This is a genomic window from Streptomyces sp. NBC_00576 (assembly GCF_036345175.1).
Taxonomy (GTDB): Bacteria; Actinomycetota; Actinomycetes; order Streptomycetales; family Streptomycetaceae; genus Streptomyces.
This window is the reverse complement of record NZ_CP107780.1, coordinates 981,681-1,008,390: the sequence shown is the minus strand read 5'-3', so window position 1 is coordinate 1,008,390 and position 26,710 is coordinate 981,681. Positions and strand designations below refer to the sequence as shown.

Annotated in this window: 20 protein-coding genes; 5 read left to right on the top strand and 15 right to left on the bottom strand. The window is 68.7% G+C overall.

Annotation, left to right across the window (positions count from 1 at the left end):
* Positions 1-161: 161 nt before the first annotated feature.
* The 7 genes from OG734_RS04340 to OG734_RS04310 form a co-directional block, all read right to left on the bottom strand.
* On the bottom strand, positions 162-3,305 hold the full coding sequence (locus OG734_RS04340) for a S8 family serine peptidase (protein ID WP_330286132.1): 3,144 nt from the start codon (positions 3,303-3,305) through the stop codon (positions 162-164).
* 115 nt (positions 3,306-3,420) lie between these two features.
* Positions 3,421-3,801, bottom strand: coding sequence for a hypothetical protein (locus OG734_RS04335; protein WP_330286131.1), 381 nt, complete (start codon positions 3,799-3,801; stop codon positions 3,421-3,423).
* A 447-nt stretch (positions 3,802-4,248) separates the two neighbouring features.
* Positions 4,249-5,022: an SDR family NAD(P)-dependent oxidoreductase gene (locus OG734_RS04330; RefSeq protein ID WP_330286130.1), complete on the bottom strand. Its 774-nt coding sequence runs from the start codon at positions 5,020-5,022 to the stop codon at positions 4,249-4,251.
* Positions 5,023-5,192: 170 nt separating this feature from the next.
* Entirely contained in the window at positions 5,193-5,978 is a 786-nt protein-coding gene (locus OG734_RS04325; protein WP_330286129.1) for an SDR family NAD(P)-dependent oxidoreductase, read from the bottom strand.
* Positions 5,979-6,140: 162 nt separating this feature from the next.
* A complete protein-coding gene (locus OG734_RS04320; RefSeq protein ID WP_330286128.1) occupies positions 6,141-7,367 on the bottom strand; it encodes a cytochrome P450 in 1,227 nt (408 codons plus the stop codon).
* Between the two features lie 65 nt (positions 7,368-7,432).
* Complete coding sequence (locus OG734_RS04315) at positions 7,433-8,647, bottom strand: NAD(P)/FAD-dependent oxidoreductase (RefSeq protein ID WP_330286127.1); 1,215 nt, start codon at positions 8,645-8,647, stop codon at positions 7,433-7,435.
* A complete protein-coding gene (locus tag OG734_RS04310; RefSeq protein ID WP_330286126.1) occupies positions 8,647-8,841 on the bottom strand; it encodes a ferredoxin in 195 nt (64 codons plus the stop codon). The genes OG734_RS04315 and OG734_RS04310 overlap by 1 nt, the downstream gene beginning before the upstream one ends.
* A gap of 100 nt (positions 8,842-8,941) precedes the next feature.
* Between OG734_RS04310 and OG734_RS04305 the strand changes: the two genes are divergently transcribed.
* The gene (locus OG734_RS04305) at positions 8,942-9,568 is read left to right on the top strand and encodes a TetR/AcrR family transcriptional regulator (RefSeq protein WP_330286125.1); all 627 of its coding nucleotides are present in this window, start codon (positions 8,942-8,944) and stop codon (positions 9,566-9,568) included.
* A gap of 371 nt (positions 9,569-9,939) precedes the next feature.
* Here OG734_RS04305 and OG734_RS04300 read toward each other — a convergent pair whose 3' ends face one another.
* From OG734_RS04300 to OG734_RS04285, 4 genes are all read right to left on the bottom strand, one after another.
* Positions 9,940-10,758, bottom strand: coding sequence for an alcohol dehydrogenase catalytic domain-containing protein (locus OG734_RS04300; RefSeq protein ID WP_330286124.1), 819 nt, complete (start codon positions 10,756-10,758; stop codon positions 9,940-9,942).
* A 1,353-nt stretch (positions 10,759-12,111) separates the two neighbouring features.
* Positions 12,112-13,383: an ABC transporter substrate-binding protein gene (locus tag OG734_RS04295; protein ID WP_330286123.1), complete on the bottom strand. Its 1,272-nt coding sequence runs from the start codon at positions 13,381-13,383 to the stop codon at positions 12,112-12,114.
* Positions 13,384-13,414: 31 nt separating this feature from the next.
* Positions 13,415-14,236 carry a carbohydrate ABC transporter permease gene (locus tag OG734_RS04290; RefSeq protein WP_330286122.1) on the bottom strand — a complete coding sequence of 274 codons (822 nt, stop codon included), beginning with the start codon at positions 14,234-14,236 and terminating at the stop codon, positions 13,415-13,417.
* The gene (locus OG734_RS04285) at positions 14,233-15,147 is read right to left on the bottom strand and encodes a carbohydrate ABC transporter permease (protein WP_330286121.1); all 915 of its coding nucleotides are present in this window, start codon (positions 15,145-15,147) and stop codon (positions 14,233-14,235) included. Before OG734_RS04285 ends, OG734_RS04290 begins: the two co-directional genes overlap by 4 nt.
* Before the next feature lie 321 nt (positions 15,148-15,468).
* On the opposite strand from OG734_RS04285, the gene OG734_RS04280 reads away from it, so the two are divergent.
* Together OG734_RS04280 and OG734_RS04275 are read left to right on the top strand one after the other, a co-directional pair.
* Positions 15,469-16,506 (top strand): LacI family DNA-binding transcriptional regulator, encoded by a 1,038-nt coding sequence (locus OG734_RS04280; protein ID WP_330286120.1) that lies wholly within the window; start codon positions 15,469-15,471, stop codon positions 16,504-16,506.
* A gap of 951 nt (positions 16,507-17,457) precedes the next feature.
* Entirely contained in the window at positions 17,458-18,228 is a 771-nt protein-coding gene (locus OG734_RS04275; protein ID WP_330286119.1) for a carbonic anhydrase, read from the top strand.
* Between the two features lie 343 nt (positions 18,229-18,571).
* Here OG734_RS04275 and OG734_RS04270 read toward each other — a convergent pair whose 3' ends face one another.
* The 4 genes from OG734_RS04270 to OG734_RS04255 all read right to left on the bottom strand — a co-directional run bounded on the left by OG734_RS04270 (position 18,572) and on the right by OG734_RS04255 (position 23,474).
* Positions 18,572-19,291, bottom strand: coding sequence for a glycoside hydrolase family 3 protein (locus OG734_RS04270; protein WP_330286118.1), 720 nt, complete (start codon positions 19,289-19,291; stop codon positions 18,572-18,574).
* A gap of 41 nt (positions 19,292-19,332) precedes the next feature.
* Entirely contained in the window at positions 19,333-19,737 is a 405-nt protein-coding gene (locus OG734_RS04265; RefSeq protein WP_330286117.1) for a glycoside hydrolase family 3 N-terminal domain-containing protein, read from the bottom strand.
* Positions 19,738-20,064: 327 nt separating this feature from the next.
* On the bottom strand, positions 20,065-22,668 hold the full coding sequence (locus tag OG734_RS04260) for a family 78 glycoside hydrolase catalytic domain (RefSeq protein WP_330286116.1): 2,604 nt from the start codon (positions 22,666-22,668) through the stop codon (positions 20,065-20,067).
* A gap of 32 nt (positions 22,669-22,700) precedes the next feature.
* Entirely contained in the window at positions 22,701-23,474 is a 774-nt protein-coding gene (locus OG734_RS04255) for an alpha/beta hydrolase (RefSeq protein WP_330286115.1), read from the bottom strand.
* A gap of 268 nt (positions 23,475-23,742) precedes the next feature.
* Here OG734_RS04255 and OG734_RS04250 point away from each other — a divergent pair, with 268 nt between their 5' ends.
* Positions 23,743-24,729, top strand: a complete 987-nt coding sequence (locus tag OG734_RS04250) for a LacI family DNA-binding transcriptional regulator (protein ID WP_330286114.1) — start codon at positions 23,743-23,745, stop codon at positions 24,727-24,729.
* Positions 24,730-25,151: 422 nt separating this feature from the next.
* The gene (locus tag OG734_RS04245; RefSeq protein ID WP_330286113.1) at positions 25,152-26,702 is read left to right on the top strand and encodes an ABC transporter substrate-binding protein; all 1,551 of its coding nucleotides are present in this window, start codon (positions 25,152-25,154) and stop codon (positions 26,700-26,702) included.
* Positions 26,703-26,710 lie beyond the last annotated feature (8 nt).

The window sequence follows — 26,710 nt, the reverse complement described above, 5'->3', positions numbered from 1 at the left end:
TGGACAGGGTGGGGTCGGCCCGGGGCAACGGGATCACCTGCCACATCGAAGGGTTCGGAGTGGGTCAGGGTTTCGGGCCGACGCGATCCGCCCGCGCACTCGGGGGAGTGTGCGGGCGGATCGTTCACCGACGGTGCGTGCCGTCGGCTGTCGGGTCGTGGCTACGGCGTGACGGTCAGCGCCGTGTGTCCGAGGGTGGTCGTGCCGTCGCTGTACTCGACGGCGCCGACGTAGCGTTGGCCGCGTGTGGCGTCCGGCCATGACACCGTGACCTGCGGACGGTCGCCTGCTGAGACGTGCTGCTGGGCCGGGGTGATGGTGGGTGTCACGGCCGGGGTGCTCTGGCCGACCTTCCAGCTCCAGAGGGTGTACTGCTGGCTGGTGGTGCCGGCCGGGAGTTCGTACTGGAGGACGTAGACGTCGTAGTCGCCGGGCGGCAGGTCGACGTGCTCGTCGGAGCCGGGGCCGGCCCAGTCGCCGATGTGGTTGCCGTCGGTGTCGAAGGCGTACAGGTCGAGGTTGCTGCCGGGGACGTGGTCCGCGGAGGTGATGGCGAACCGGGTGAAGGGGACGCCTGCGGGGACGTGGACGAGGTGTTTGACGACGGCGTCGTTGGTGCGCTGACTCATGGTGAAGTCGGCCTGGTCGGTGCCGGTGAGGGTGCCGGTGGTCTTCTCGCCGGTGTAGAGGGATGCCTTCGCGGTCAGCTCGCCGTTCCAGTCGACCCCGGTCCTCAGCGTCGCGGAGCCAGTGCCGGTGACCGTGGCCTCGCGCGGGGCGGAGAACGCTACGGAGCGCAGGGCGATCGGACTGGTGACCTCGTGGTGGCTGTGCGCGTCGCTCAGCGTCAGGGAGCCGAAGGACCAGGTGTCGTGAGCCGCACTCGTCCGCTCGAACGCCACCTTGTACGACGCCGACGCGCCCGGCGCGAGCGTCAGCCGCTTCGGGGTGACCTCGGCGCGGAAGCCCGGCGGGGTCTGCAGCGTCGCCTTGTAGGTGGCGGTCTGCGCCGTGACGTTGGTGACCGTGCGCGTCACGGTCTGCCTGCCCAGTAGGTCGCCGACCGCGATCGAGGGGTAGTTGAGGTCGCTGGGGTCGGTCTTGGTGGCCGTGGCGCAGGCGTCGGTGCCGTCCTCGGTGGCCGGCTTCTGGCCGATCGCGCAGATGTACGCGGTCCAGTCGGCGGAGGTGGAGTCGTAGACCAGGCCGGGGTCGGTGGCCCGGGTGACCCGGGGCAGGCCCGCGCCGTAGTCGAGAGGTGAGGCGGAGTCGGCCAGGTTGCGGCCGATGGGGTCGCCGTTCTCGTCGGTGGGTGTGGCCGTCGTCATCAGCGCCGACTTGATCTCCATCGGTGACCAGTCGGGGTGCAGCTGCCGCAGCAGGGCGGCGAGGCCGGCGATGTGCGGGGACGCCATCGAGGTGCCGTCGGCGAAGCTGAACCGGCCGGGGTAGTAGCTGGCGCTGCCGGGCACCACGCCCGCCGGGATGAGCTGGCCGAAGGAGGCGATGTCGGGCTTGAGCAGGTCGCCGTCGCTGAAGTGGTCCGGGCCGCTGGAGGAGAAGGAGGTGATCTCCCGGGTGGCCTGGTGGCTGCTCTGCGAGGGCGTGAACCGGGCGGTCGCTCCGGCCTGGGAGGCGTACGCGTGGATCGCTTTCGCGTCCTCGGTGCCGACCTGGATCGTGGGCACCGAGAAGACGTACGGGGGCAGGAACTCGTCGTAGGCCGGGGTGTCGGTGAACACGAGCCCCTTGCCGCCGGCCGCCAGGACCTCGTCCGCCTTGGAGTCTTCCCAGGTGCCGGCACCGCCTCGGTCGCAGACGATGATCTTGCCCTTGGCCTGTGCCGGGTCGAGCGTGCCCGTCGCGCACAGCGCGGCCCTGTCGGCGTCCGAGCCGTCCTTGCGTACGGCGGCTGCCTCGACCAGCGGGGCGGAGCCGGCCCCCGGGTTCAGGCTGACGCGGGTGTAGCGGCGGCCGTCGCCGAGGACCAGGGAGGCGGTGTACTGGGTGTCGTGCGACGACGCGGCGACCGTCGTGACCCACGGGCCGGTGTGCTGCACCGAGTCCGGGCCGGCGTTGTTGGCGGCCGCGGCGATGAACACGCCCGCCTTGGCCGCGTTGAACATGGCCTCCATGTCGGGCTGCTCGGTGAGGGTGCCGTTGAGGGAGAAGTTGATGACGTCGACGCCGTCCGCCACGGCCCTGTCGATCGCGGCGGTGAGGTCCGCGGTCGGGCAGCCGAAGCCCGGCCAGCACGCCTTGTAGAAGGCGAGGCGGGCAGCCGGGGCGACACCGCTGAGCCGGCCCTCGGCGTTGCTGCCGGGTACCGACGCGGCGACGCCGTAATTCCCGGCGGCCGTGCTGCCCGTGTGCGTGCCGTGGCTGCTGGTGTCCAACGGTGAGGGGGAGTCTTCGCGGTCCGCGGGTACTCCCGCACCGAACCACTGCGCGCCGATCACCTTGTTGTTGCAGGTCACCTTGCGTGCGGGGTCCTCACCCGGGTCGCAGCCGCCGTGCCACTTCTTGGCGATGGCCTCGGCGTCGGGGCGCGGCTCCGGCAGCGCGCCGAACATCGGGTTCGAGGGGTCGAAGCCGGTGTCCACGACCCCGACGATCACGCCTTCTCCGGCGTGCTCGGGGCCGCCCGCCTTCGCCCACAGACCCTTGGCGCCGGAGAGGCCCAGGAGACGGGGGATGTCGGGGAACTGGGCGGGGCGGGCTGTACGGGGCGTCTTGGAGCCCGGGGTGTGCGGTGTTCGGACGGCGGCGGGGCCGGTGAGGGCTGATCGCGCAGCGATACGGGGTTCCGCCCGGCCATACGCCCCCGGCCCGCCGTTCGGACCTGTCGACGTCAGCTGGGCGACCCGGTTGCGGGTCACCGAGGCGACTCCAGGAGTCGAGGCCAGCTTCGCGGCCTGCCGGCCGGTCAGTTCGGCGGCGAATCCGCTGAACGTGTAGGAGTAGTCGTAGAGCGTCTCGACACCGGGCACGGCGTCGAGGACCCGCTCCCGGCGGTCGTCCAGGTGCGCCACGTACTTCTCGACCGCGGCGGAGCCGGCGTCGAGCCGCTTCCCCTCCGCGGGCGTCGTTCGCTTCAGCCGGGGCAGCCCGCCCTCGTACGCGGCGACGGGCGGGTCGGCGAGCTCGACAATGTAGGTGTCGTCGCCGTAACTACCACCGTTCCCAGCGGGGTTGGCGTCGGCGGCGGAGGTGGGAGCGATGACCGCCATGACGGTCAGGGATCCGACGAGGAGAGACGCGAGAGTGGTGACGGCCGCTCTCGGGCGTATGCGTGTGCGTGTCACTTGTGATCCATATCGATCGGGCGCCGCGGATGCTTCGGCAGGCACGGGCTGTGTCACACTCCGGGACTCCGCTGAACTGACAGATCGTCAACGGGCGCGTCGGGCATTGCCTCGCTCACGTGGATTGGTCGTCCGAGATGCCCATGGCTGGATGAGCGCGCCGTCGGGGTCGTAGAACAGGAAAGATCGGAGTCCCGGCCATGGGGCCAGATGTAGTCGGTCTGAACCTCGATACCAGCGGCCTTGACACGCTGACAAAAACGTCATCGATGTCGGGCACTGTGAGCGCCAGCTCCGTGATGCTGGTCGCACCGTAGCGCAGGTACTCGTCCGGAGCCTTGGTGGTGATCGGGTTGACCGCCTGTTGCAGCTCCAGCGTCACGCCGGAGTCGTCGGAGACGGCCAGGATCCGGCTCGTCGCGTTCTTGGCGCCAAAAATCTCGTCGAACGTCGAGGGGTCGAAGAAGGTTCCGGGCTCGGTGCTCTCGAACAGCACGTTCTTGAATCACGGGAGGTCCTGATAAAAGGGCAGTGATCGCTCCGGATCACTCACCATGACGCAGATGTGATGGAAGGGCATGATTCTCCTCTGTGGGGTGAGGGAATGGGCGCCGCAGGCCCTGGTCCGGCGGCACCGATACAGACCAGTCTTCGGCCAAGTCCCGGCGCTGGTCTGCAACTTCAGCCGCAACGGTAAAACCTGACTCTAGTGGCAGGTGCAAGTCTTTCGAGGTGAGACTTCCGCGAGGGGAAAGGCCGAGGCGGCGGCCGGTTCGGTGAGTGACCGCCCACCACTCTGGTGAGATGGTGAGTCAGAACCGCCAGTCTGTGACGTTCTGCAACTGGTGGGCCAGTCTGTAGAGTTGTGCGGACTGCCGGAAGGAGCCGGGTACATCGGGCGGAGTTTCTGCGTGCCAGGGAGGTAGTCGGGCGGGGCGGGTTGTCATTCGCGCAGCAGTGCGCCGCCGTTGATCGACCAGACCTGGCCGTTGATCCACTCCGCGTCGTCGGAGAGCAGGAACGCCACCACTCCGGCCAGGTCGCCGGGCTGGCCGAACCGGGGGCTGGGGATGGTCATCCGCGCGAATTCCAGCGCCTGGGGGGTCAGGGCCATCTTTTCGGCGGATTCGGTCATCACCACTCCGGGCGACACGCAGTTGCAGCGGATGGACTGCTTGCCCCAGCGGGAGGCGACGTGGCGGGTGAGTGCGTTGATCCCGGCCTTGCTGGTCTGGTACGCCGCGCGCTTATGGTCGCCCACGTGCGCGGACAGGGAGGAGGTGTTGACGATCGCTCCGCGGCCCTGTTCGAGCAGCAGGGGAAGGGCCGCGCGGCAGGTGAGCGCGAAGCCGATCAGGTTCACCTCGAGGGTGCGCCGCCATACGGCCGGGTCCATGTCCAGCAGGTCGCCGTCACGGCCCAGCACGTCCGCCGAGGCGTCGGCGGCGACATTGTAGAGCCCGTCGACTCCGCCGAGCTGGTCGACGGCGGTGTCGAACAGGGCGCGTACCGACCGCTCGTCGGCGAGGTCGAACTCGACGGCGAGGGCGCTTCCCCCGGCGTCGGTGATGCGCTTGGCAGTGGCCTGCGCCGCGTCCGCGTTGATGTCGCCGACCACGACCGTGGCGCCCTCGGCGGCGAGGCGCTCGGCAGTGCCGGCGCCGATCCCGTTGCCGCCTCCGGCAATGACGATGCGCTGTCCGGTGAGTCCCCTCATAGCATGGCTCCTGTTGTTGTGTTCTTGCGTGGTGTGGTGTGATTGCGCGCCCGGCCGTCGACTCCTCGCGCGGTGCGCGGTACTCGGTCGGCCGGACCAGCTTGTGGGCTGATGAGCTTGACGAACCGCTCCTGGTGCTCGCCGAGTCCGGGAGTGGCTCAGATGCCCTCTCAGCCCATGACGTGGGGTTGGCCGGTCCAAGCGGTGAGTCCGCCGTCGACGGCCAGGGTGACGCCGGTGATGTACGAGGCGTCGTCGGAGGCGAGGAAGGCGACCACCGACGCGATCTCGGATGGTTCGGCAGCGCGTCCCAGCGGGATGTGGTCTTCGTAGAGGTCGCGGACATCGGTGCGGGCGTCCAACCACTGCCGCAGACCCTGGGTGAGGACGGGCCCCGGGGCGATGGCGTTGACGCGCACGCCCTGTTTGCCGAAGTCGACGGCGACGCTGCGGGTGAGGTTGATGACGGCGCCCTTGGCAGCGTTATAGGCGGCGAGGTTGTAGTCGCCACCGAGTCCGGAGATGGATGCGGTGCTGACGACGGAGCCACGTGTTGCCGCCAGGTGCGGCAGGGCGTAGCGAATGGTGTGGAACACCCCGTTGAGGTCGACGTCCAGCACGGCCTTCCACCCGTCGAGGGTGACGTCGGCAGCGTGGCCGGGAGCGGCGATACCGGCGTTGGGAACGACGAGGTCGAGCCGGCCGTGCTCGGCGACGACCTCCTCGATCACTGCCCGTGTGGCGTCGGCGTCCGAAACATCAAGCACACGGGGCTGCAGACGAGTCGGGTCGTGCTGCGTCGTGAACGACGCGACAGCATCTGCATCGATGTCCACCGCGACAACGAACGCGCCCTCAACCAGCAGGCGTTCGGTGATCGCGGCACCGATACCGGAGACTCCGCCGGTGACCATCGCCACCTTGCCGTCGAAACGGTTCTCTACTCTTGCGCTCATCTCAATGCCCTCTTTCTGGGTGGGGTCAGTCGACGCTGAGTTCAGGGGTTCGGGTAGCCGTGCGCCTCCGGCCTTGCCGGCGCCGCAGCACGTCCGCCGAGACTCGCGCGGGTGTAACCGTCCTCGCCTGTCAGGCCGTCGACCTGCCAGCTGCCGTGGTGGTCACCAGGCGACCGGCAGCACGTGAGGGCCATAGGTGATGGTGTTGTTCCGGAAGGCGATCTGGTCCAGTGGCACCGCCAGCTGGAGGTTCGGCAGTCGACGCAGCAGCGCGGGCAGTGCGATCTGCAGTTCCACCCGGGCCAGGGGCTGGCCGAGGCACTGGTGGGTGCCGTAGCCGAAGGCGAGGTGGCCGCGGGTGTTGCGGTCCGCGTCGAAGGTGTCGGGGTCGGCGGAGAAGGACGCGTCGCGGTTGCCGGCGGGCAGATTCATGAGCAGGGCCTCGCCGGCCCGGACGAGCTGCCCGCCGATGGTGACGTCCTCGGTGGCGACGCGGAAGATCCCGTCCTGGACGATGGTCAGGTACCGCAGCAGTTCCTCGACCGCGTTCGCCACCACGGCGGGGTCGTCGGTGTCACGGATCCGGGCGAGCCGGTCGGGCTTCTCGAGCAGGGCCAAGGTACCCAGGGCGATCATGTTGGCCGTCGTCTCGTGCCCGGCGACCAGCAGCGCCAGGCCGTTGACCACCACGGTGTCGCGGCTGATCTCCCCGGCGGCGACCCGCTGGAGCTGCCGGCTGATCAGGTCGTCCGTCGGCTCGCGCTCCCTGCGCGCCACCAACTCGTACATGTAGCCGGCCAACGCCAAGTTGGCCGCCTGGTTCTCCTCGTCCGTCGCGTCGGCCCTGACGATGGTGGCGCTGTGCTCCTGGAAGAACGTGTGGTCCTCGTAGGGCACACCGAGCATCAGGGAGATGACCATGGAGGGGATCGGGAAGGCGTAGGCGCTCACCAGATCCGCCGGTGACCCCTGGCTGATCATCTGCTCCAGGAAGTGATCGACCTGCTCCTGGATCAGCGGGCGCAGCCGCTCCATCCGCTTGACGGTGAACTCGCCGGTCAGCATCCGACGCAGCCGGATGTGCTCCGGGTCGTCCATCCGTACGAAGGACTGGGCCACCTCCAACCCGGCAGCGGCCGGGACAGGAAAGCCCGGCGTACGGTCGTCCGCGCTGAGCCGCGGATCACTCAGGGCCTCCCGGATGTCGGCGAATCGGCTCACCACCCACATCGGTTCGCCACGCCACAGCGCCCGTCGCAGACCCTCGCCCTCACGCCAGTCCGCGTAGCCGGCCGGCGGATCGAAGGGGCAGCGAGCGGACCGCACGCCGGGGAACGGCGGGAGACCGGTGTGGTCGACCGGGTCGGTCATATTGGCCGTCGTACTCATGGATCACTCCTCGGAAGGGCTTGGAGAAGGGGAGGGGGTGTCTTCGCCGCACGCCACGGTGCGGCCTACAAGGTCGGTGAAGCGGTGGTCATGGCCGTGGTGGCTGTGTCCCAGGTGGTGCCTGACGCGATGAGCGCCCGATAGGCGCGCAGGGCCTTGGGTGCCTTGCCGACGGCGAGCACACCGGTGAGCCGGTCTCCCCGGCGGTAGGCCACGAGTAGCCGGCGGCCCGTTACATCGCTGTCCAGGACGAGGGCTTCGTCGTGGTCTCGCAGATATCCGTACGCCTGGATCCTGGTGTCGTACTGGTCGGACCAGAAGTACGGCACGGGGGCGAACGGCCTTGGCGCGTGCGGGTTGAGCAGGTTGTGGGCGACGGTGAGTGCCTGCTCACCCGCGTTGGTGCGGTGCTCGACGCGCATAGCCGTGTCGAACAGCGGGTTGTGCCAGCACGCCACGTCCCCCACCCCATATACCCCGGGGGCGGCAGCGCTGTACTGGTCGCACATGAGCCCGCCGCCAAGCGTGAGCCCGCTGTCGGCCAGCCATTCGGTGTTGGGCACCGAGCCGATGGTGACCAGCACGTCGTCGGACGGGAGCACCCGCCCGTCGGCCAGCTCGACACCGACGGCCTCGCCGCCGACGCTGATCACCTCGGCCACCGTGACTCCCGTGAGCAGCCGGACACCGTGGTAGCTGTGCAGCCGCGACAGAAATCGCCCCGCCTGCTCGCCGACGGCCTGGGCCATCGGAACCGGATCGGCTTCCAGCAGGGTCACCTCCACGCCCAGCCCCCGCGCGACGGCGGCCACCTCGGCACCGAGGAACCCGGCGCCGACGATCACCAACCGCCGCCCCGCGCGCAGCCGGGCCTTCAACGCCACCGCATCGGCCCGCGTGCGCAGCGTGTGCACCCCGGCCACTCCGTCAGTGCCGGGCAGCGGGCGGGCGCGCACCCCGGTCGCCACGACCAGCGCCTCGTATGACAGTCGCGTGCCGTCTGACAGCGATATCGTCCGCGCGGCCGCGTCCAGCCGAGTCGCCCTCACCCCCAGCCGCAGATCCAGATCCAGCTCGTCGATGTCCGCCCGCGGACGCAGGGCCAGCCGGTCCAGCTCCCACTCCCCCTTCAGGAACTGCTTGGACAGCGGCGGCCGATCGTACGGCAGGTGCGGCTCATCACCGACGAGCGTGATCCCGCCCCGGTGCCCCGCCCTGCGCAGCGCCTCCGCCGTGGCCAGTCCGCCCGCCGACGCGCCTACCAGCGCAATTCGGTTCACTACTCCGCCACGTGGATCGCGGCGGCGGGACAGGCCAGGGCCGACTCACGCACGGCCTGGTGCTGGTCCGCCCCGGGAGCCTCGGTCAGTAGCACGACGATGCCGTCCTCCTCCCGTTGGTCGAAGACGTCGGCCGCGATCAGGACGCACTGCCCGGCGGCCACGCACTTGGGTTCGTCCACGGTGATCTTCATGGGGGATTCCTCTCTCGGCCCGGAAAGGCCACTTCCGAAAACCACGTTAACCGACATCCGTCGGCAATCCAACATCCGTCGGTTAGGTAATGTGTGAGCCATGACCACGACCCGACAGCACGCACCGGCAGGCGACCGGCGCGTACGGCGCACTCACGCGGCCTTGCAGGGAGCACTGATCAAGCTCGTCGAGGAACAGGACCTGGGGCAGATCAGCGTCGCGGACGTGGCCGAGCAGGCCGGCGTGAACCGCACGACGTTCTACGACCACTACCGGGACGTGCACGAACTGGCCGAGGCCGCCTGCACCTCGACGATCGACACCCTGATCGACTCACTCCCCGCCCTGGACCCCGCGCCGGCGGACCCGGACGCAGACCCCGCCCGGTCACTCGTCGCGTTCTTCGAGAACCTTGCCGAGCACGCCGGCCTCTACCGAAGCCTCCTGGGGCCACAGGGCAGCGCCCGCGTCACCGACCACATCCGCAGCCGCATCTCCGCCACCGTCCACGTCGCCATGCGCCTGAACGCCGGCGCACCACCGGAAAGCGTTACGCCGACCGACATCCCCCACGACGTACCCGCCGCCTTCACCGCCGGCGCACTCCTCGGCGTGGCCACCGACTGGCTCCAACGCGACAGCCCCCGCACACCGACCGAGATGGCTGAGCTGACCTGGCCACTCCTCGTCGCGAGCCACGCCGCCGCCCAGGACGCCAAAACATGAGGTGCTCCTCCGGCTCGCGAGCCTCGGGGAGAATCGTCTGAGCATGACGATCGAGGTCAACCGGTAGCGCCGCCGGAAGCTTTCACGCACTGGCCCCTGACGGCGCATGAGGACGGAACCCCTCCTCGAGCCGTCGGCCGAGCTCCGCAGAAGGGAAGGGCGGGACCGACAGCCGCAGGGTCTGGCGTGGCCACCGCGTCTGCCAGGCACGCCTACGACGACCGTAGACGCTCGAAAGTCGACATGGGTGTCGAGCACTGGCTTGCTCTGTTGACAGAAGGGCACCTTCGTTGCCTGAGCCGGTGCGTGTCGGAGGACTGGTCTTGACTCCATGGGGCCCGGCGCTTGACCGTCCTGGTCGACGGGCAGCGTCACAACGCCCGTCTGACGCTCGCGGTACCGGCGTCAACTTCAGAGGACCGCACCGGTTCGCCGGAGGAAGTCCGGGAGCGGATGAGCGGAAACCTCTGCCGCTGCGGGTCGCTCCGTCCGGGCTCCTGCGTCAGCAGGACCCGGATGCCCCGCTCGGTCTGAGGCAGGGCGTCGATCCGTGTGGTCACGAACCTGCCGCCGTCCGCCACCGCCCCGATAGCGGCCTGCCCGAGCATGGCCGTGTCCAGAACGGCGTCGACCCCTTCGGGGCGCACCGTGCGGACGGCCTCGGCCGGCGTCTCCGACGCCGGTACGTACACGTCGGCCCCCGCCACCTTGGTCGCGAACGCGCCGTCGGGCGACAGGTCGGTCGCGATGACCACGGCTCCCCGGCGCTTGGCCAGCTGCACCGCGTAGCCGCCGACCGCCCCCTCCGCGCCGGTGATGAGCACGGTCTGGCCCGCCTGGATGCCGAGCAGTTCGACGGACTGGGCCGCCGTGAGGCCGTTGAGGGGGATGGTGGCGGCGTGGACGGGGTCGACACCCGCGGGCGCGGCGGCGATCGCCTGGGGAGGAACCGCGATGTACTCGGCCTGTCCCCCGTTCAGCCCGAGGGGCAAGGCGTGGCTGAACGCGATGACAGGCTGCCCGGGTATCCAGTGGCTACCCGGGCCGACGGCGTCGACAACGCCGGCGACGTCCCAGCCGAGGCCATACGCGGTCCCCTCCGGTGGAGCAGGGAAGAAGCCCCCGCTCCAGGCCGCCACATCGGTCGGATTGAGTGCGGCCGCCCGAACCTTGATACGAATGTCGCTCAAGCCCGGAACAGGCTTGTCGACCTCGGCGACCTCAACCGCGTCCGGGCCGCCGAGCAAACAGCTGCGCGCATTTGTGCTCTTTTGTGAGTCGCACCTGCTCACAGCAGGCGCGGAAGATCTTTGACAGCATGGAAGCGATGTCCGCAGGGAGCCGCGGAGCACCAACAGCTGCCACGCTAAAACCTGATGCCAACGTCAGGTGCAAGTTGGCTCGGTCTGGCGTCCCGATCTTCCGGCCGCGGTCCGTGGGCCTGTGCCTGGCTACCGGCCGTTTGCCCGTGTCGAGCCCGGACGCGTGCCGACACACCCCCGGCGGTGCTGGACCTGCTGCGCAACCTCCCTTTCCCCTGCATATGTGACCATCGGCGCTCATGCGCCACAGGCCGACAGCGGTCTACGGCCGGATGAGTGGCAGGGACCCGGCTGGCAGCGCCTGAGCCGCCCGTGCCGACGCGAACGTGGTCCGACTGACAGTGGAGTGGCTGCCTGGACTCGATCCGCACTCCGTCGCCGGCGCAACCTGCACCTACGGCGCTCGCGTTCGTGTCGATGGGAGGTCAGTCGCAGTGGCCGCACGAGTCGTCTGCGCCGGTCTCGGGCGGTCGGAACCGGTCATGTTGATACTGACTTCTTCGGGTTGTTGTCGGCTGCTGGGTGAGAGCGAGTCCGGTGTCGGCAAGGCAGCCGTCGATCAGCGGGTGGCGCCGTAACAGTGACCAGCTTTCCAGGGGATTCAAGGCAGGTGCGTATGAGGGCAGTTGCAGCCGGTTGGGGCCGCTGGTCCAGCCTGGTTCCAGCAGTTTGTCGGAGACGGGACGGCCGCTGATCTGATCCTGGGGTGGTGGACGCCGAGTGCGGTGACGTAGGCGCGGATACCGGCTCCGCCGGGAGGTTGAACTCCCGGCGGAGCGGAGGCACGGGGTCGGGGGAGTGCGGCCCCGGTCATTGGGCAGGTGGACGGGGTCGGTGTGGACCCGGACCCGCCAGTTCATCGCTTCAGGTGGCTCCGGAGGAGCCGTAGCATGGAACGGTGCAGCGGGGTGCGGTGTGCGACGGTTCCCCAGGCGTGGTCCGCGGGCGCCCTCGACGATCTCGACATGCGCGCGGCTGTCTGGCCCGCTCGCCGCAAGGGTGCGAAGTACCGCCCTCCGTGCAGTGGATGGTCGGCTCCATGATGATGGCATCGGCCTTCGTCCGTCACGGCCGCAAGGACGTTGTCACCGGCAACGCGCTGGGCGGGGCCCGGCACGTGTCGTTGTTCGACAGCGACACCACCGGCCGGCACTGTCGGCACGGCCACGGTGGTGACCACCTGTTCACGACTCCACACTTCGCTGGGGATATAGGGCATGGTCAGCTTTCGGCCTTGTAGTCGGCGTCCATCTCGTCGAGGAGTTTCCCGGGGGTGGTCTGGCCGCTGAAGATCTCCTGGAGGCCGCTGACCAAGGTCTGCCCGACCTTGGCGCTGGGCCACAGCTGGTCCATGAACGGCACGGTTCGGTCCGCTTCGACGAATTTCGTCACCTCGGCCAGGGACGGGTCCGCCGCGAAGCCCGTGTCGGGCAGGGTGGGCAGACTGCCCTGCTTCTCGACGAAGGTGTTCATGCCCTCAGGCGACATCACGAAGTTCACGAACTTCAGGGCGAGTTCCTTGTTCTTCGCCTTCGCATTGATCGCGTAGCCGGCGCCCGACGCGGCCGGCATGATGGTCTCGGACGGGTTGTCGGTGGCGGGTAGTGCCTTCAGCGTGAAGGTGGCCTTCGGGTTCTTCTCCTTGAGCAGGGTGACTACCCAGTTGCCCTGCACGATGCCGAGGGTCTTGCCGGTGGCGGCGAGTTGCTGGCTGGCTTCGTAGCTGGTGCCGAGCGGCTTCTCCTGGAAACAGCCGGTCTTCTCCATCGTCAGGTACTTGTCGAGGGCGGTGGTCCACGGCGATTTGGCGAAGGTGGCCCGGCCGGTCTGCATCTTCTTGTCGAAGTCGCGGTCGCCGCTGTAGACGGTCGTGGCGACCAGCGCGTACTGGACCATCTGGTCGACCCAGCCGTCCTGGATGCCCAGCGCGAAGGCGGGGGTGCCTTTGGCCTTCGCAGCCCGGCAGAAGGCCAGCAGATCGGTCCAGGTGTCCGGCGGGGTGAGGTCGGCCTTCGCCATGGCCTGCTGGTTGTAGATGGCGCCGATGCCGTTGAGCCCGAAGAGCGCGGTGTAGGTCTTGTCCTCGTACTCGGTCATGTCCCTGACCGCGTCGGGCAGTTTCGCGACCCAGGGCTGGTCCGAGAGGTCGCGCAGATAGCCGGGTTTGGCCAGGACTTGAGTGGCCGCGGCGTTCCCGTTGCCCGGCCAGACCGACATCACGTCTGGTGCCGTGCCCGAGCTCAGCTGGGTGCGGATCTGCTGCTGGTACTGCTCGGTGCCGGTGACGGTGTAGCGGACCCTGACGCCTGGGTTGGCCTTCTCGAACGCCTTGACAACGGCATCGATGGAGCCCTGGTCCTGCGACGCGAGTGTGAGGGTCTTGGATCCGCCCGAGCCTTTGTCTGAGCCTGCGTTGGTGCCGCCGCTGCAGGCGGCAAGGAGGGCGGCGGCCGCTATTGCGGCGATCAGGGCCACGGGTGTGCGTGTGTTCATGGTGTCTCCCTTGAGAAGAAGGCGAGGGTCGTCATCCCTTCAGCCCTCCCGCGAAGCCGTTGATGATGCTGCGCTGCAGCAGGAAGTAGAGGAGCAGGACGGGCAGGACGCTGATCACCAGTGCGGCGAAGATGAGGTTCCAGTCGGTGACGTACTGGCCGACGAATCCGGCGATCGCGACCGGCAAGGTCTGCTGGGCGCTGCCGCTGAGGTACAGCAGCGGGGTGAAAAAGTCGTTCCAGACGGCGACCGTGTTGAGTACCAGGGCGGTGGCCGTGACGGGTTTGAGCATCGGCAGGACCACGTACCGGAAGCCCTGCAGCGGGGTGCACCCGTCGATCAGTGCGGCGTCCTCGAAGTCCGGGGGCAGGGCGCGCAGGAAGCCGACGTAGAGGAAGACGGTGAAGGGCACCTGCAGGCCGGAGTAGAAGAGAACCAGTGCCCACGGGCTGCCGAGCAGGCCCATGTCGCGCATGGTCTGGTATAGCGGGAGCGAGGCGAGTTGGAAGGGCAGCGCCAGTCCCAGAAGGACGAGCAGGTACGTTCCCCTCGCCCAGTGGGCCGTCACGCGGGCCAGCGGATAGGCCGCGAGCGACGACACGGCCAGCACGATGACGACGCTGCACACCGTCACCAGCACGCTGTTTGCCAGCGCACCGCCGAGTGCGCCCTGTTGCCAGGCCTGGGTGAAGTTGTCGAGGGTGGGGGAGGTGGTCGGACTGATGGGCGAGGAGGTGTCGGCTGTCGGTCGCACGGCGAGGTTGACCAGGACGTACACCGGGAAGGCGACGAACAGAGCGCCGGCGATCATCGCCAGTTCGAGGGCGAGGGTACGGCGGCCGTAGCGGTTCACGAAGTGGCCCTCTCGTTGCGGGACAGCATGAGGTACTGGCCGGTGGAGGCGACCGCCACGATGATCGTCAGTACTACCGCGAGGGCAATGCTGTAGCCGAACTCGCCGAGCGTGAAGGCGTCTTTGTAGATCAGCGTGGAGAGGGTGTCGGTCGCGTGTCCCGGTCCGCCGCCGGTCAGCGCGTAGACCTGGTCGAAGAGTTTGATGCCGCCGATGATCGACAGCATGAGATTGATGGTGAAGGCCGGGGCCAGCAACGGTCGGGTCACCGACCAGAAGCGCCGTACGGGACCGGCTCCATCGATCGCCGCGGCCTCGTGGACCTCCCTGGGTACCGACTGGAGTCCGGCCAGGAAGATGACCATGGAGTAGCCGGCGAACTGCCACACGATCACTCCGACGATCGCCCAGAGCGCGAGATCGGGATCTCCGAGCCAGTCCTGCTCCCAGCCATTCAGTCCGATCGCGCCCAGCAGGCTGTTGACCGCGCCGTCCGGTCCGAGCAGGTTGCGCCAAAGGTAGGCGGTCACGATCGGGGTGATCACGGCCGGGGCGAACAGGAACACCCGCAGCATGTTGCGGGACTTGATGGCCGAGTTGACGCCCAGGGCAAGGACCAGCCCCACCGCGTTCTGAATCACGGTGATCGAGACGGCGATCAGCAGAGTGTGCCAGATGGCCTGTGTTGCGTCGGCATCGCGCAGCATGTCGGAGAAGTTGTCCAGGCCGACAAAGGAGAAGTGGGGATCGAGGCCGTCCCAGTCGGTGAAGGCGTAGTAGACACCGCGAGCGCTCGGCACCAGGACGACGAAGGCGAACAGCAGCAGCGCAGGCAGCGCGAACCACCATGGCGGGGTGGTACGCGCCTGCCGGATGCGCGGCAGACGCTTCGCGTGCGGGGACCGGCTCACCGGCGAACCAACTTTCTTGAAACGTTTCAAACGCTTGCTGATCAATTCCTTCGGTCGCCGTTCCATGGAAGGCACCGGTCGGCCTCTTCGTCTGGGGGTGGCGTGATCCGCTCCCGGGTCGCCGACCCGGGAGCGGGGGTGGGTAACGTTTCCCAAAGGGTGTAGCCGGACCCTAGAGAGCGTGCCGCGTGCCGTCAAGATGCCGCGCAAGTTGCGTTTGTGTCACAGCGAAGGGCTACGAGGCGCCTCTGAGCTGCGGGATCCTCCCGCGCCCGCGGCCCTACACTCGGCGGCAACGTTTCGCGGAGAGGCAAGGAGCGAATGGAGCTGCCAGCACCGCGCCGCAGGGTCACCATCGTGGACGTCGCCCGTCACGCCCAGGTGTCCACCACGGCCGTGTCGAAGGTGCTGCGCAACGCCTACGGGGCCAGCCCGGAGATGCGTGCCAAGGTGCGCAGCGCGATCGACGAACTCGGCTACCGGCCGCACGCCGGGGCCAGGGGCCTGCGCGGGCAGACCTACACCATCGGCGTGATGCTGCCCGACATCCGCAACCCGTTCTTCCCCGAGATCCTCGACGGCATCACCGCCTCCCTGGAGGACACCGAGTACCAGGTGTTTCTGGGACCGGGCTGCAACGGCGAGCAGGCGGAAGCCCGCGTCACCGAGGCGATGATCGACCGCGGCATGGATGGCATCGTCCTCGTCGCACCAGTGTCGTCACGCACGCACCTGGAGCGCATCGCCGCCTCGGTGCCGACGGTCGTCGTCGGCCGGCACGGGGCCTCCCCGGTGTACGACACGGTGGCCGACGACGACATCGAGGGCGCGGCCCTGGTCGTCGGCCACCTCACCGGTCTCGGGCATCACGGGATCGCCCACATCGAGCATCACGAAACGAACCCGACCCGCCTCGTGGAGATGCCCAACGCCCGGCGCGCCGACGGATACCGGCAGGCGATGCGGGCGCACGGGTTGGCGGAGTGGATCGGCGTGGTCTCCGCCAGCTACACCCGGGAAGGCGGCTACCAGGGCGCCAAAGAGCTGCTGGCCCGTCCGCGCCGGCCGACGGCTGTCTTCGCCGGAGCGGACATCGTCGCTATGGGCGTGATCGAGGCGTTCGCCGAAGCCGGGCTGTCCGTTCCGGGCGACATCTCGGTGGCCGGATACGACAACACCACCTTCGCCGCCTTCGGCCCGATCTCGCTGACCAGCGTCGACCAGGCCGGGCACGAGATGGGCAGCAACGCCGTTCGCCTCCTCCTGGAACGGATCACCGATCGTCGCCGGCCGTCGGTTCAGATCACGCTTTCCCCCACTCTCGTGCCACGCCGGACCACTGCCAGGCCAGGGGAATAGGCGTTCGCGCGGCGCCCGGCCGCGCGCCGACCGGTAGTGGTCCTTGCGTAGAGCCTCCCGTGAACCGTGGGCGCCGTCACCTGCGGGCCTGCGTTGGGGAGGGTAAATGAGCGAGAAGGTTCTCCGGCGGCACGGTCCGGCGAACGAGTCGAAGACTGGCTCCTTCTCCTGGTGTTCCAGCCTGGTGATGAGATCGGACATGGAGTCTCTCCACTGTTCGCGCAGGTCAGGACGCGGCAATCCGGCCTCGCGACTCAACGATGGTGGCGAGGATCGATACGTTCTCGTCGAGCGTGTGGTCGGGTGAGCCGGTTCGCCCCTCGCCGACGAACCGCGCCAGTGCCGTGGCCTCCCACGACAGCCCGTCGAAGGCCCTGAGGCCGGTCGGATCCCCAGCGCTTCCACCGCCTGCCGGATCCGCTCCCGAGTGGCCTCGGAGAGCTTGTGAGGCTTGTGGAAGTAGTTCGACACAAGACTGCGACACTCGGGCGAGCTCGGCGACATCCCTGATTGTGACCTTGTTCAGGAGCCCTCCAGGCGAGTCCCTCAACCCAAACCGCAGCTCAGCGGCATGACCATGCTGGTCCCGGTGGCTTCGGCACCGGCGACCGGCAGTCGTCACGACCGGCTCGCACCATCGCTGACTCCCGGGCGGGCAGAGGGGCCGCGGTTTCGAGCCCGGTTGGGTTCTTCTCGGCAGTCAGAGGCTCGGCAGGCCCTTCCACTTATACGTAACAGTTAAATCACGGCACCGCTTGGCCAAACAAGGCGAAACCGGGCGCCGATCACGGTTCCCTGACGTGTCAGATACCTGGGCGTTACCTCCGCAGGCGAACAGTGAAGGTCCGCTGTCGGCTGCCCACAGCGCCTTCACGGGTGTCTGGCACAGTACGTGCGCTCCAGCTTTCAAGCACCTTGGCGTGCACCCCCCACTAGAAGGGCCGAAGACCCATGGGTAGTCCAGGACAACCGCAGCGCAGAGCCATACTCACCGGAGGGCTGCTGGCTACGGCAGCCCTGATCACCGGGTGTTCGTCGAAGTCTTCGGACAACGCCGCCTCGGAGAAGCCGGCGGTAGCGGCGGCGAACTCTCCCTCCCCCACCGAGAGCGCGCGGCCGGATTCGCCTTGGGCCGCGTTCGCGCGGCTGATGGAGGGCAACAAGCGCTGGGTCGACGGCAAGCTTCAGCACCCCGACAGGGACCCCAAGCGCCGTGAGTTCGTCGCCGAAGGGCAGGATCCCTACGGCGTGATCCTCTCCTGCATCGACTCACGGGTGCCGCCGGAGCTGCTCTTCGACACCGGGCTCGGCGACCTGTTCGTGATGCGCACAGGCGGCCAGGTGGTGGACTCAGTGGTCACCGGATCCGTCGAGTACGGCCCCATGACGTCCGGGACACCACTGATCGTCGTCCTCGGGCACCAGCGCTGCGGCGCCATCAAGGCGGCGTACGAAGCGATGCGCGACGGCAAGGAGTTGCCCGGCAATCTCCAGGCGATCTCCGAAGCCCTGCGGCCGGCGTACGAGGCGACCGTCAAGGAGAAGGCCGCCGACCCGGTCGACGCCATGATCCGCGTTCACGTCAAGCAGACCTCCGCCAATCTGCGGACCAACAAGGACCTCGCTCCGCTTGCGCGGAAGGGAAACCTGGCCGTGGTCAGCGCCTACTACTCGCTCGACACCGGCCGAGTCGAAGTTCTCAGCGGCGCGCCGTCTCGCTGACCGAGGCCTCGAACCGGCGGAACCGAGGCCACGTACTGCTGAACTTCCTGCTCTGACCGTGATGCATGAGGCATGGCCCGGTAGATCGTGCTGTGGACGCTCGCCGTCACCGACCGCAGAGCCCGTCACTCCGGCTTCATCGACCCGATGCCGCCGCCGAAGGCAGCAGGGCTCGGATGAGGTCTGTGCGGCCCAACTGCCAGGTGGCAGGTGATGTTGGCGGCCGTGCGGCGAGGCGTGCAAGCGGCCCGCTGCGTGTCAGGGCGCAGCGGGCCGCGGTACGGGGGGACCGGCCGCGCGCGATCAGATAGGCTCCGGCGATGCCGTGCTCGTCTCCATGAGCTCATCCGGCAGTTGTCTGGGCAGGAAACCCACGAACTGGCGCATAGCCATGGAGGACAGCAGGCGCAGTGCGTCGGCATTGCCCTCCGCCGCTGCGGCGGCTTCCTCCTCGGTCAGCCCGGACAGCATCGCGGAGGTCAGCGCGGGCCCGACCCAGGGGTGGCCTCAACTCGATCTGCTCCGGCGGCAGAAGCAGGTGCTCCCTGTCGAAGCCCTCGGACTCGTCGGCCTCGCGCAGCCCGACGACGAGCACGGCTGTGTCGGCCCCGGCGGCCAGCGCGACGGCCTCTTCACGCAGTAGTGCCGCTTCCGAGCGGCCCGTGGTGTCGTACCCCTGGGCGAAGTCGACCTGGGCGTCGGGCAGCAGAGCCCGCAGCTCGTCCACCGGGCTGTCGACCTGTGTGGCGTTGACATGGGAGATGCCGCCGCCCTGGTAGCGCAGGGCCGCGGCGAACTCGCCGATGACGGCGACCCGGCCGGTCGGAGCCAGCGGCAGCGTCCGATTCTCGTTCTTCAGCAGCACCAGGCAGTCGGCGGCGGCCTCTCGGGCCAGCCGGTGGTGCGCCCCGAAGTCCACGACGGGCGGGCGGGCGTCGGCGTGGACCCGCCCGGCCAGATCGCGCAGCCTGGCCACCGCAGCGTCGACGACGGCCTCGTCCCGCTCACCCGACCGCACCCCGGCGGCGACCTCCGCATCGGTGCCGCGACCGTTGCCGGGCATCTCCAGATCGGTACCGGCCAGCAGCGCGGCGACACGGTCCCCTACCGCCCCCCAGTCGGAGACGACCAGTCCGTCAAAGCCCCACCCCTCCAAAGTACCTGGGTCAGCAGCCAGTGGCTCTCGGCGGCGTAGGTGCCGTTGGCCTTGTTGTAGGAGCACATGACGGTCGCCGGACGTGCCTGGGCCACGATCCGTTCGAAAGCCGGGAAGTGGATCTCCCGCAGGGTGCGCTCGTCGACGTCGGCGCTGACCTGCATCCGGTCGGTCTCCTGGCTGTTGGCTGCGAAGTGCTTGACCGAGGCGCCGATGCCCTGGCTCTGCACACCCACCACGTGCGCCGCGCCCAGTACGCCACTGAGGAGCGGGTCCTCGGAGAAGTACTCGAAATTGCGGCCGCACAACGGTGAGCGCTTGATGTTGACGCCCGGGCCGAGCAGTAAGTTCACACCCAGTGTCCTGGCCTCGCGGCCGAGCGCCGCAACCCACCCTGCCGACCAGTTCGAGGTCCCAACTGGGGGCCAGCGCCACCGCGGGCGGGAAGCAGGTCGCCGGCTCGCTGTCGTACAGGCCGAGGCTGTCGGCGTCCCGGCGCTGGCGGCGGACATCGTGCGGGCCGTCGCTCAGGACGAGCGAGGAGATTCCCGCCCGTGGGGAGGACTTGGTGGACCAGAAGCCCTGACCCAAGAGCAGAGTGGTCTTCTCGTCGAGACTCGGCTCGGCGGCGCTGCGGTCGTGGCTGATGGCCATGGTGCGCATTCCTTGGGTGCGCGGAGTCATGAGCCGGCGTGGAGGATCAGGTGGTGGTGACCGGATCCGAGCCGACCGACCCCGGTGGGGCAACGCCAGCTCTCGGGTGCCCTGAACCGTCCGGTCGTGCCGGGCGGCAGCGAGATGTCCACTGCCAGCGTGTTGCTGCTGATCGACCAGGCGACGGATACCGTGCCGTACGGAGTGACGATCGAGGCGTCCGCCGAGGTGAGGTGGCCTCCGGGGTGGGGAGCGATGTCCACGGTGCGGTAGCCCGGAGCGGTGGGGCGCAGCCCTGCGACGGACCGGTAGAGCCAGGCGGCGACCGCGCCGTAGGCGTAGTGGTTGAACGACAGCATCGTGCCGGCCTTCTCGGTGTCGATGGTGCCGTCGGGGCGGATGGCGTCCCACCGCTCCCACATGGTGGTGGCGCCGCGTTCCACCTGGTAAAGCCAGCCCGGACACTCCGTGTTGAGGAGGAGCTGATACGCCTCGTCCGAGTGGCCGCTGGCGGTGAGCGCGGGCAGCACGAAGGGCGTGCCGAGGAAGCCGGTGGCGATGCGCCCGCTGTTGGCGCGCACCAGGGCGGCGAGTGCCTCGCCCACGTCGGCGCGTTCGGTGGCGGGCGCGATGCCGAATTCGAGGGCGAGCGCACAGCCGGTCTGGGTGGTGCGGGCGTGGTCGCCCCACTTGCGCCAGGCGGCCTCGGCGGTACGCCGGTGCAAGGCCGCATACCAGTCGGCGTCCTCGACATGGTCCAGTTCCCGGGCCGCGTCGGCGAGCAGGCGGGCGCTGTTCGCGACGAATACGGTGGCGACATAGGCGGAGTCAGTGGTGGCACGCTCCGGGTGCTCCGGTGGGGCGGCCGGGTCGAGCCAGTCACCGAGTTGCGCGTTGCCGCTCCAGGTTCCGTCCTCGTCCAGACGACCGGCGGTGAACTCGACCCACGCGCGCATCGCCGCATAGTGGCGTCCCAGCAGGCTGCGCCGGCCGTAGGCGTCGAAAAGGGCGGTCGGCACGACGGTGGCGGCGTCGCCCCAGCCCGCAGCGGTGCCGGCGAACGGCAGGTCCATCGGTGGCAGTTCGCCGAGGTCCACGTCGGGAATCACCAATGGGACCGCGCCGTCAGGGCGTTGTTCGATGCGGAGGTCGGTGAGCCAGCTGTCCAGGAAAGTGCGGCTGTCGAAGTTGGTGCAGGCCGTGGGGGCGAAGGCCATGATGTCGCCGGTCCAGCCGAGCCGTTCGTCGCGTTGCGGGCAGTCCGTGGGGACGGCGAGGAAGTTGCCGCGCTGGGAGCGTACGACGTTGTCGTACAGCGTGTTCACGCGCTCGTCGGAACAGCGGAAGTCTCCGATCCTGCGCAGATCGCTGGCCATGACGTCGACTTCGATCGCCTCGATGGTGACGCCGGGGGAGGCGTCGATCTCGGCGTACCGGAAGCCGTGGAAGGTGAACTCCGGCTTCAGTTCGACGGTGCCACCGACCAGGGTGTACTGGTCGGTGGCGCGTGCGCCGCGCAGGATGCTGGTCAGCAGGCGTCCGTCTTCGTCGAGGACTTCGGCGTGCCGGACGGTCACCGTGCTTCCTGCCGGTCCGCCCGCGCGGAATCTGAGCCAGCCGGTGATGTTCTCGCCCGCGTCGAGGGCGATCGTGCCGTCGGTCAGTGTCCGCCGCTCGGGCTGGATGACCTGCACGACGCGTACGGGTGGGTGCGTCCGCTGGGTGAGCCCGGTGGGCAGCGGAAGTGCGTCGGCCTGCTCCCAGTCGAGGTCGTCGAATCCCGGCAGCTGCCAGCCGTCCGGCTCGTGGCGGAGGTCGCGCTCGCAGCCGTCGTACAGGTCTGCCGCCAACAGGTCGCCGTAACTGCCCCGCCAGTGGTCGTCGGTGACGACCATGACGGTGGTGCCGTCGGCCAGGGTGACTTCGAGCTGGGCGAGAAGTGCCGATGTATCGCCGTAGACGTTGCGGTTCTTGTGCCAGGTGAGGTGGCCGCGGTACCAGCCGTCGCCGACTGCGGCGGCAAGGGCGTTGCGGCCGGGGACGAGCAGGCCGGTGACGTCGTAGGTGGCGTACAGCAGCCGGTTGGGGTAGCTCGTCCAGCCCGGTTCCAGCAGCTCGTCGGAGACGGGGCGGCCGTTGACCGCGGTGCGGTGGACGCCCAGCGAGGTCACATACAGGCGCGCGGATACCGGCTCCGCCGGGAGGTCGAACTCCCGGCGGAGTAGCGGCACCGGGCCGGGGGAGGTGCGGCCCCGGTCACTGGGGACATGGACGGGACGGGCCGTCCAGTCCATCTCGTCGAGCAGTGCGGCTTCCACCTGGACGGGCCCGCTCCACTCCGTCCACCCGAGGTCGGTGCGGACACGGACGCGCCAGTAGCGGAGCTCGCGACTGCGCAGCGGAGGCGCCGGCCACGGGTGATCGGTCACCAGGCCGGACTCGACCTCTCCGCTGGACGCAGGGTCGTCGAAGGACTGGTCGGCTGACACCTGGATCTCGTAGGCGTGCTGGAGGACGCCCGGCCGTTCGCTCGCCAGAGACCACGACAGACGGGGTTGCAGGCACGGGGTGGCCACGAGACCGGAGTCGTCCGAGGTGTGCAGTCCGATGACCGTAGTCGTGGTGTCCATGGTGTGGGATTCCTCGATGCTGGACGTCTTCATCACTTGAGGTGCTCCCGGAGGAATCGCAGGGTGGACTGGTGCAGCGTGGTGCGGTGCGGCACGGATCCCCAGGCGTGGTCCGCGCCCTCGACGATCTCGAGGTGCGCGTCGCCGTCGTAGTGGTCCAGGTAGCGGCGCACGTACTCGATGGGGCCAATGTCGTCCTTGTCGCCGTGCAGGATGTGGACCGGGCCGGCGTACCCGCTCGAGCGCCCGTAGACGTCGAGACCGGCGATGTCCTCGACGAGCGCGGGGCTCATGCGGTGCCCGTCGGTGTCGACGTAACCCTTCTCCGCGATCTCCGGAGCGAGCCTGCGGCCCTTGAGGTAGCCGCTGCCGATCTCGAAGGGGGCGACGGCGGCCGGAGACCACAGACACAGCGCGACGATCCCCGGTTCCTCGGCGGCGACGATGCCGGCGACCACCCCGCCCATGCTCATACCGACCAGACCGATCCGTTCGGGGTCGACGAAGTCGAAGGTCCGGACCGTTTGGAGCACCGCGCGGGTCTCGGCGATCTCACCGGTGATCGTGACGTCGAAGAAGTCGCCGTCGCTCTCGCCGTGGCCCGAGAGGTCGAACCGGACCGAGGCGATGCCGTGGGCCTCCAGCAGCCGGGACATGGCGACGAAGTTGGGCAGTTCGATCCGGTTGGAGGTGAAGCCGTGCACGAATACCACTGTGGGCCAGCGGGTTCCCGTCGGCCCTTCGGGGATGTGCACAGTGGAGCGCAGCGTCATGCCGGTATAGCGGAAGTCGTGATGGCGGATCACGCGGATGCCTTTCGGGATGTGCCGAGTGCGGGCGGGTGCGGCGGTTGGTGTGCTGCGGCTGCGCCTCACTCGGTCTGCACCGGCGAACAGGGACGGGGGATTCCTGACGGGGCGGGTCCGGCCAGGAGCAGAAGTGCGCGACGTCACTCAAGCGCGTTACTTAAACGTGTAGGTAAGCTGAGCGGAAAAGCTAACCGCAGCAGTGGGCTTTGGCAAGAGACCTGCCAGAGGGAGCCGATAGATGTCGGGAAGATCCGACCGACAACGTGTGACCAGTGCGGATGTCGCGCGCGAGGCCAAGGTCTCCCGCGCGACGGTGAGTTACGTCCTCAACGACTCCCCACACCAGAAGATCCCCGAAGACACCCGGCGAAGAGTGCGGGAAGCGGCCGCCCGGCTCGGCTACGCGCCGTCGGCCGCGGCACGCTCGCTGCGCAGGGGGCGCTCGGACATCGTGCTCGGCCTGCTGCCCGACTGGCCGATCGAACACGTTCTCGGGCGACTCGTCCAGCAGCTGACCAGCGCCTTGGCCCAGCATGAGCTCACCTTTCTCGTGCACTCGGCGGCTCACCCCGCCCGGCCCCTGCGGGAAGTTTGGATGGCCTTGACGCCTGCAGCAGTTCTGGCACTGGATGCGTTCCCGGAGGCCGAGGCGGAGGCCGGCACCATGCGGGCAGCGGGAATCAAGGTCGTCATGGCGGTGCACGGCTCGGTACGAAGCGGACATCGGTCTCCTCTCGTGTCGGAGGAACGAATCGGAACAGCGCAGGCCCGGTACCTCGTCCAGGTGCACCACCGGCTCGGCTATGCCTACCCGGTCCTGGCGGGGCTCGATGTCCTGGCCGGTCCGCGACTGGACGGTGTGCGCAAGGTGTGCGCCGGACTCGACCTCCCGGAGCCGGACGTTCGGACCGTGCCCGTCGATCCGGACGGTGCCGTCGCGGCGGTGAAGGCGTGGCGCGCCGCCGATCCGCCGGTGACGGGTGTCTGTGCGTTCAACGACGCTGTCGCCCTGGCCGTTCTGGCCGCCCTGCGGTCACTGGGACTGCGGGCACCGCAGGATCTCGCCGTGATCGGCGTCGACGACATCCCCGGCGCGGTCCTGGCCCAGCCGCCGCTCACCACGATCGTCCGTGACACCGACACCATCGCGCGGGGCCTGGCCCGCCGTATCGTCGACGCCCTCGACGGTGCGCAGGTCTCCGCCGATCCCATCCAGGACCCACTTCGGGTTCATGTTCGAGTGTCCGCCTGACCGGCTTCGCTGTCGCAGCGGTTCACCGGCCGCCTCCGGATTCCTGCCGCCCCGCGCCATGCTGTCACCACGATCGTCTTCGGCGAACCTCTTGCGCCACGAAGGCGACACAGTTAATTTACGGGCACTATCGCTTAAAGGTGTAAGCGCCGACCCGATACCCCGGAGTGACGCGCGCCGGAGGCGACACCTTTGCGTCGACGTCACCTCCAGCAGCTATCGCGCCGGGATTCCCACCTCAACCGCGGCGGATCGTCATGGCTCCGCTCATTCGAAGCGGCCATCCAGTCCAACACCTGCCGCTCGGTCCGTCCACCTCGGTGGCCCCATCGTGTCCCAGGTCGTCCGCCCAGTTCTCCCCGGTCTCACCGTGCTTTCCCCAGCCGCACATCCCCATCCCTCCCGACCCCACGGAGATCTCGATGAAGAGACGAACCGTCCTCCAATCCTCCCTCGGCGTGGTGGCAGCGCTCGCGCTCGCTGCCTGCGGCGGCGGAAACACCAGCGGCGGCGCCGGCCCGGTGAACCTGACCATCGCCCTGTCCTCGGCGCCCAACAGCCTGGACCCCTCCCAGATCGCTGTCGGGCCCTTCCTGAACTACATGGATCCCGCCTACGCGACGCTGCTGACCCTCAAGGCCGACGGCACCCTGGGGGCCGGGCTGGCCGACAAGTGGGGCTACGTCGGCAAGGGGAACACCAAGTTCGAGCTCCGCCTGCGCAGGGGCGTGAAGTTCGCCGACGGCACGCCGATCACCGCCGCCGACGTCGTCAACTCCATCAAGTACTTCCAGAAGGGCAGTGGATCCGGCGGCGCATGGTTCCGTCCCCTGACCTTCTCCACGCCGGACACCTCGACCGTGGTGGTCAGCAGCCCGACGCCGAACCCGAACATGGGGGCGCTGTTCACCCCCGCGCTCCTGGGCGGCGCCATCATCAGCCCGGCAGGACTGAAGAACCCGAAGAAGCTGGCCTCCGCGACCTTCGGTGCCGGGCCGTACGTGTACAGCGCCAAGGAGTCGGTCTCCGGCGACCACTACGTCTTCGTGCCGAACAAGAACTTCTACGACCAGGCCGCCGTCCACTTCAAGAAGATCACCGTCCGGGTGATGCCGAACGTCAACTCGCAGGCACAGGCCCTGAAGTCCGGGCAGATCGACCTCATGTACGGCACCCCGGACGTGGCGCCGACGCTCGCCGGCAACAAGTCGATCACGACGCTCAAGAAGCCCACTACCTGGGCAGGTCTGTTCCTCCTGGACCGCGAGGGCACCGTCGTTAAGGGGCTGGGCGATGAGCGGGTCCGGCAGGCACTGAACTTCGCCATCGACCGTGCCGCCATCACGAAGGCTGTCTACGGAGACTTCGGCGCACCGCTCTCTCAGCCCGCGATGCCCGGTTACGACGGCTACAGCCCCGCGGCCGAGAAGACGTACTCCTACGACCCGGCCAAGGCCAAGGAACTGCTGAAGGCGGCGGGGTACGGGAAGGGGCTGACCATCCCGGTGAACTACGGGTCGTTCGACCCCTCGACGACCAAGATGATCCAGGCCGTGCAGGACCAGCTCGGCAAGGTGGGTGTGACCGTCAAGCTGAGGGCCGCCGCCAACTTCGGTGGCTGGATCAACGACCTGTTGTCGAAGAAGTACGCGGCCACCGTGCTCTCGCCGGGCTCGGGTGGCGACACTAACTTCTACGCACAGCAGGCGCCGTTCACCAAGACGGGCCTCATGAACCTCTTCGGCGCGACCGACCCGGACTTCGATGCCGCGTACGCCAAGCTCGCCAAGGCGGACCCGCAGTCCAGTGGCGCCGCGGCGAAGGATCTCACCGATGTGATCGTGCGGAAGGCGCTCGCGCTGCCAGTGTCCGCCACCGACACGATCGCCATGTACAACAGCAAGCTGCGCGGGGTGGAGTTCCCGGAGGGCTCCGCCCAGCTGACCTCGAACACCATGTGGACCACCGGCTGACGAGGACC

Excerpts from the sequence above, each read along its gene's own strand:
- OG734_RS04295 (WP_330286123.1), bottom strand. The coding sequence starts at position 13,383 with ATGAACACACGCACACCCGTGGCCCTGATCGCCGCAATAGCGGCCGCC.
- OG734_RS04270 (WP_330286118.1), bottom strand. The coding sequence starts at position 19,291 with ATGCCCGGCAACGGTCGCGGCACCGATGCGGAGGTCGCCGCCGGGGTG.
- OG734_RS04320 (WP_330286128.1), bottom strand. The coding sequence starts at position 7,367 with ATGAGTACGACGGCCAATATGACCGACCCGGTCGACCACACCGGTCTC.
- OG734_RS04305 (WP_330286125.1), top strand. The coding sequence starts at position 8,942 with ATGACCACGACCCGACAGCACGCACCGGCAGGCGACCGGCGCGTACGG.
- OG734_RS04260 (WP_330286116.1), bottom strand. The coding sequence starts at position 22,668 with ATGGACACCACGACTACGGTCATCGGACTGCACACCTCGGACGACTCC.
- OG734_RS04310 (WP_330286126.1), bottom strand. The coding sequence starts at position 8,841 with ATGAAGATCACCGTGGACGAACCCAAGTGCGTGGCCGCCGGGCAGTGC.
- OG734_RS04325 (WP_330286129.1), bottom strand. The coding sequence starts at position 5,978 with ATGAGCGCAAGAGTAGAGAACCGTTTCGACGGCAAGGTGGCGATGGTC.
- OG734_RS04330 (WP_330286130.1), bottom strand. The coding sequence starts at position 5,022 with ATGAGGGGACTCACCGGACAGCGCATCGTCATTGCCGGAGGCGGCAAC.
- OG734_RS04280 (WP_330286120.1), top strand. The coding sequence starts at position 15,469 with ATGGAGCTGCCAGCACCGCGCCGCAGGGTCACCATCGTGGACGTCGCC.
- OG734_RS04275 (WP_330286119.1), top strand. The coding sequence starts at position 17,458 with ATGGGTAGTCCAGGACAACCGCAGCGCAGAGCCATACTCACCGGAGGG.
- OG734_RS04245 (WP_330286113.1), top strand. The coding sequence starts at position 25,152 with ATGAAGAGACGAACCGTCCTCCAATCCTCCCTCGGCGTGGTGGCAGCG.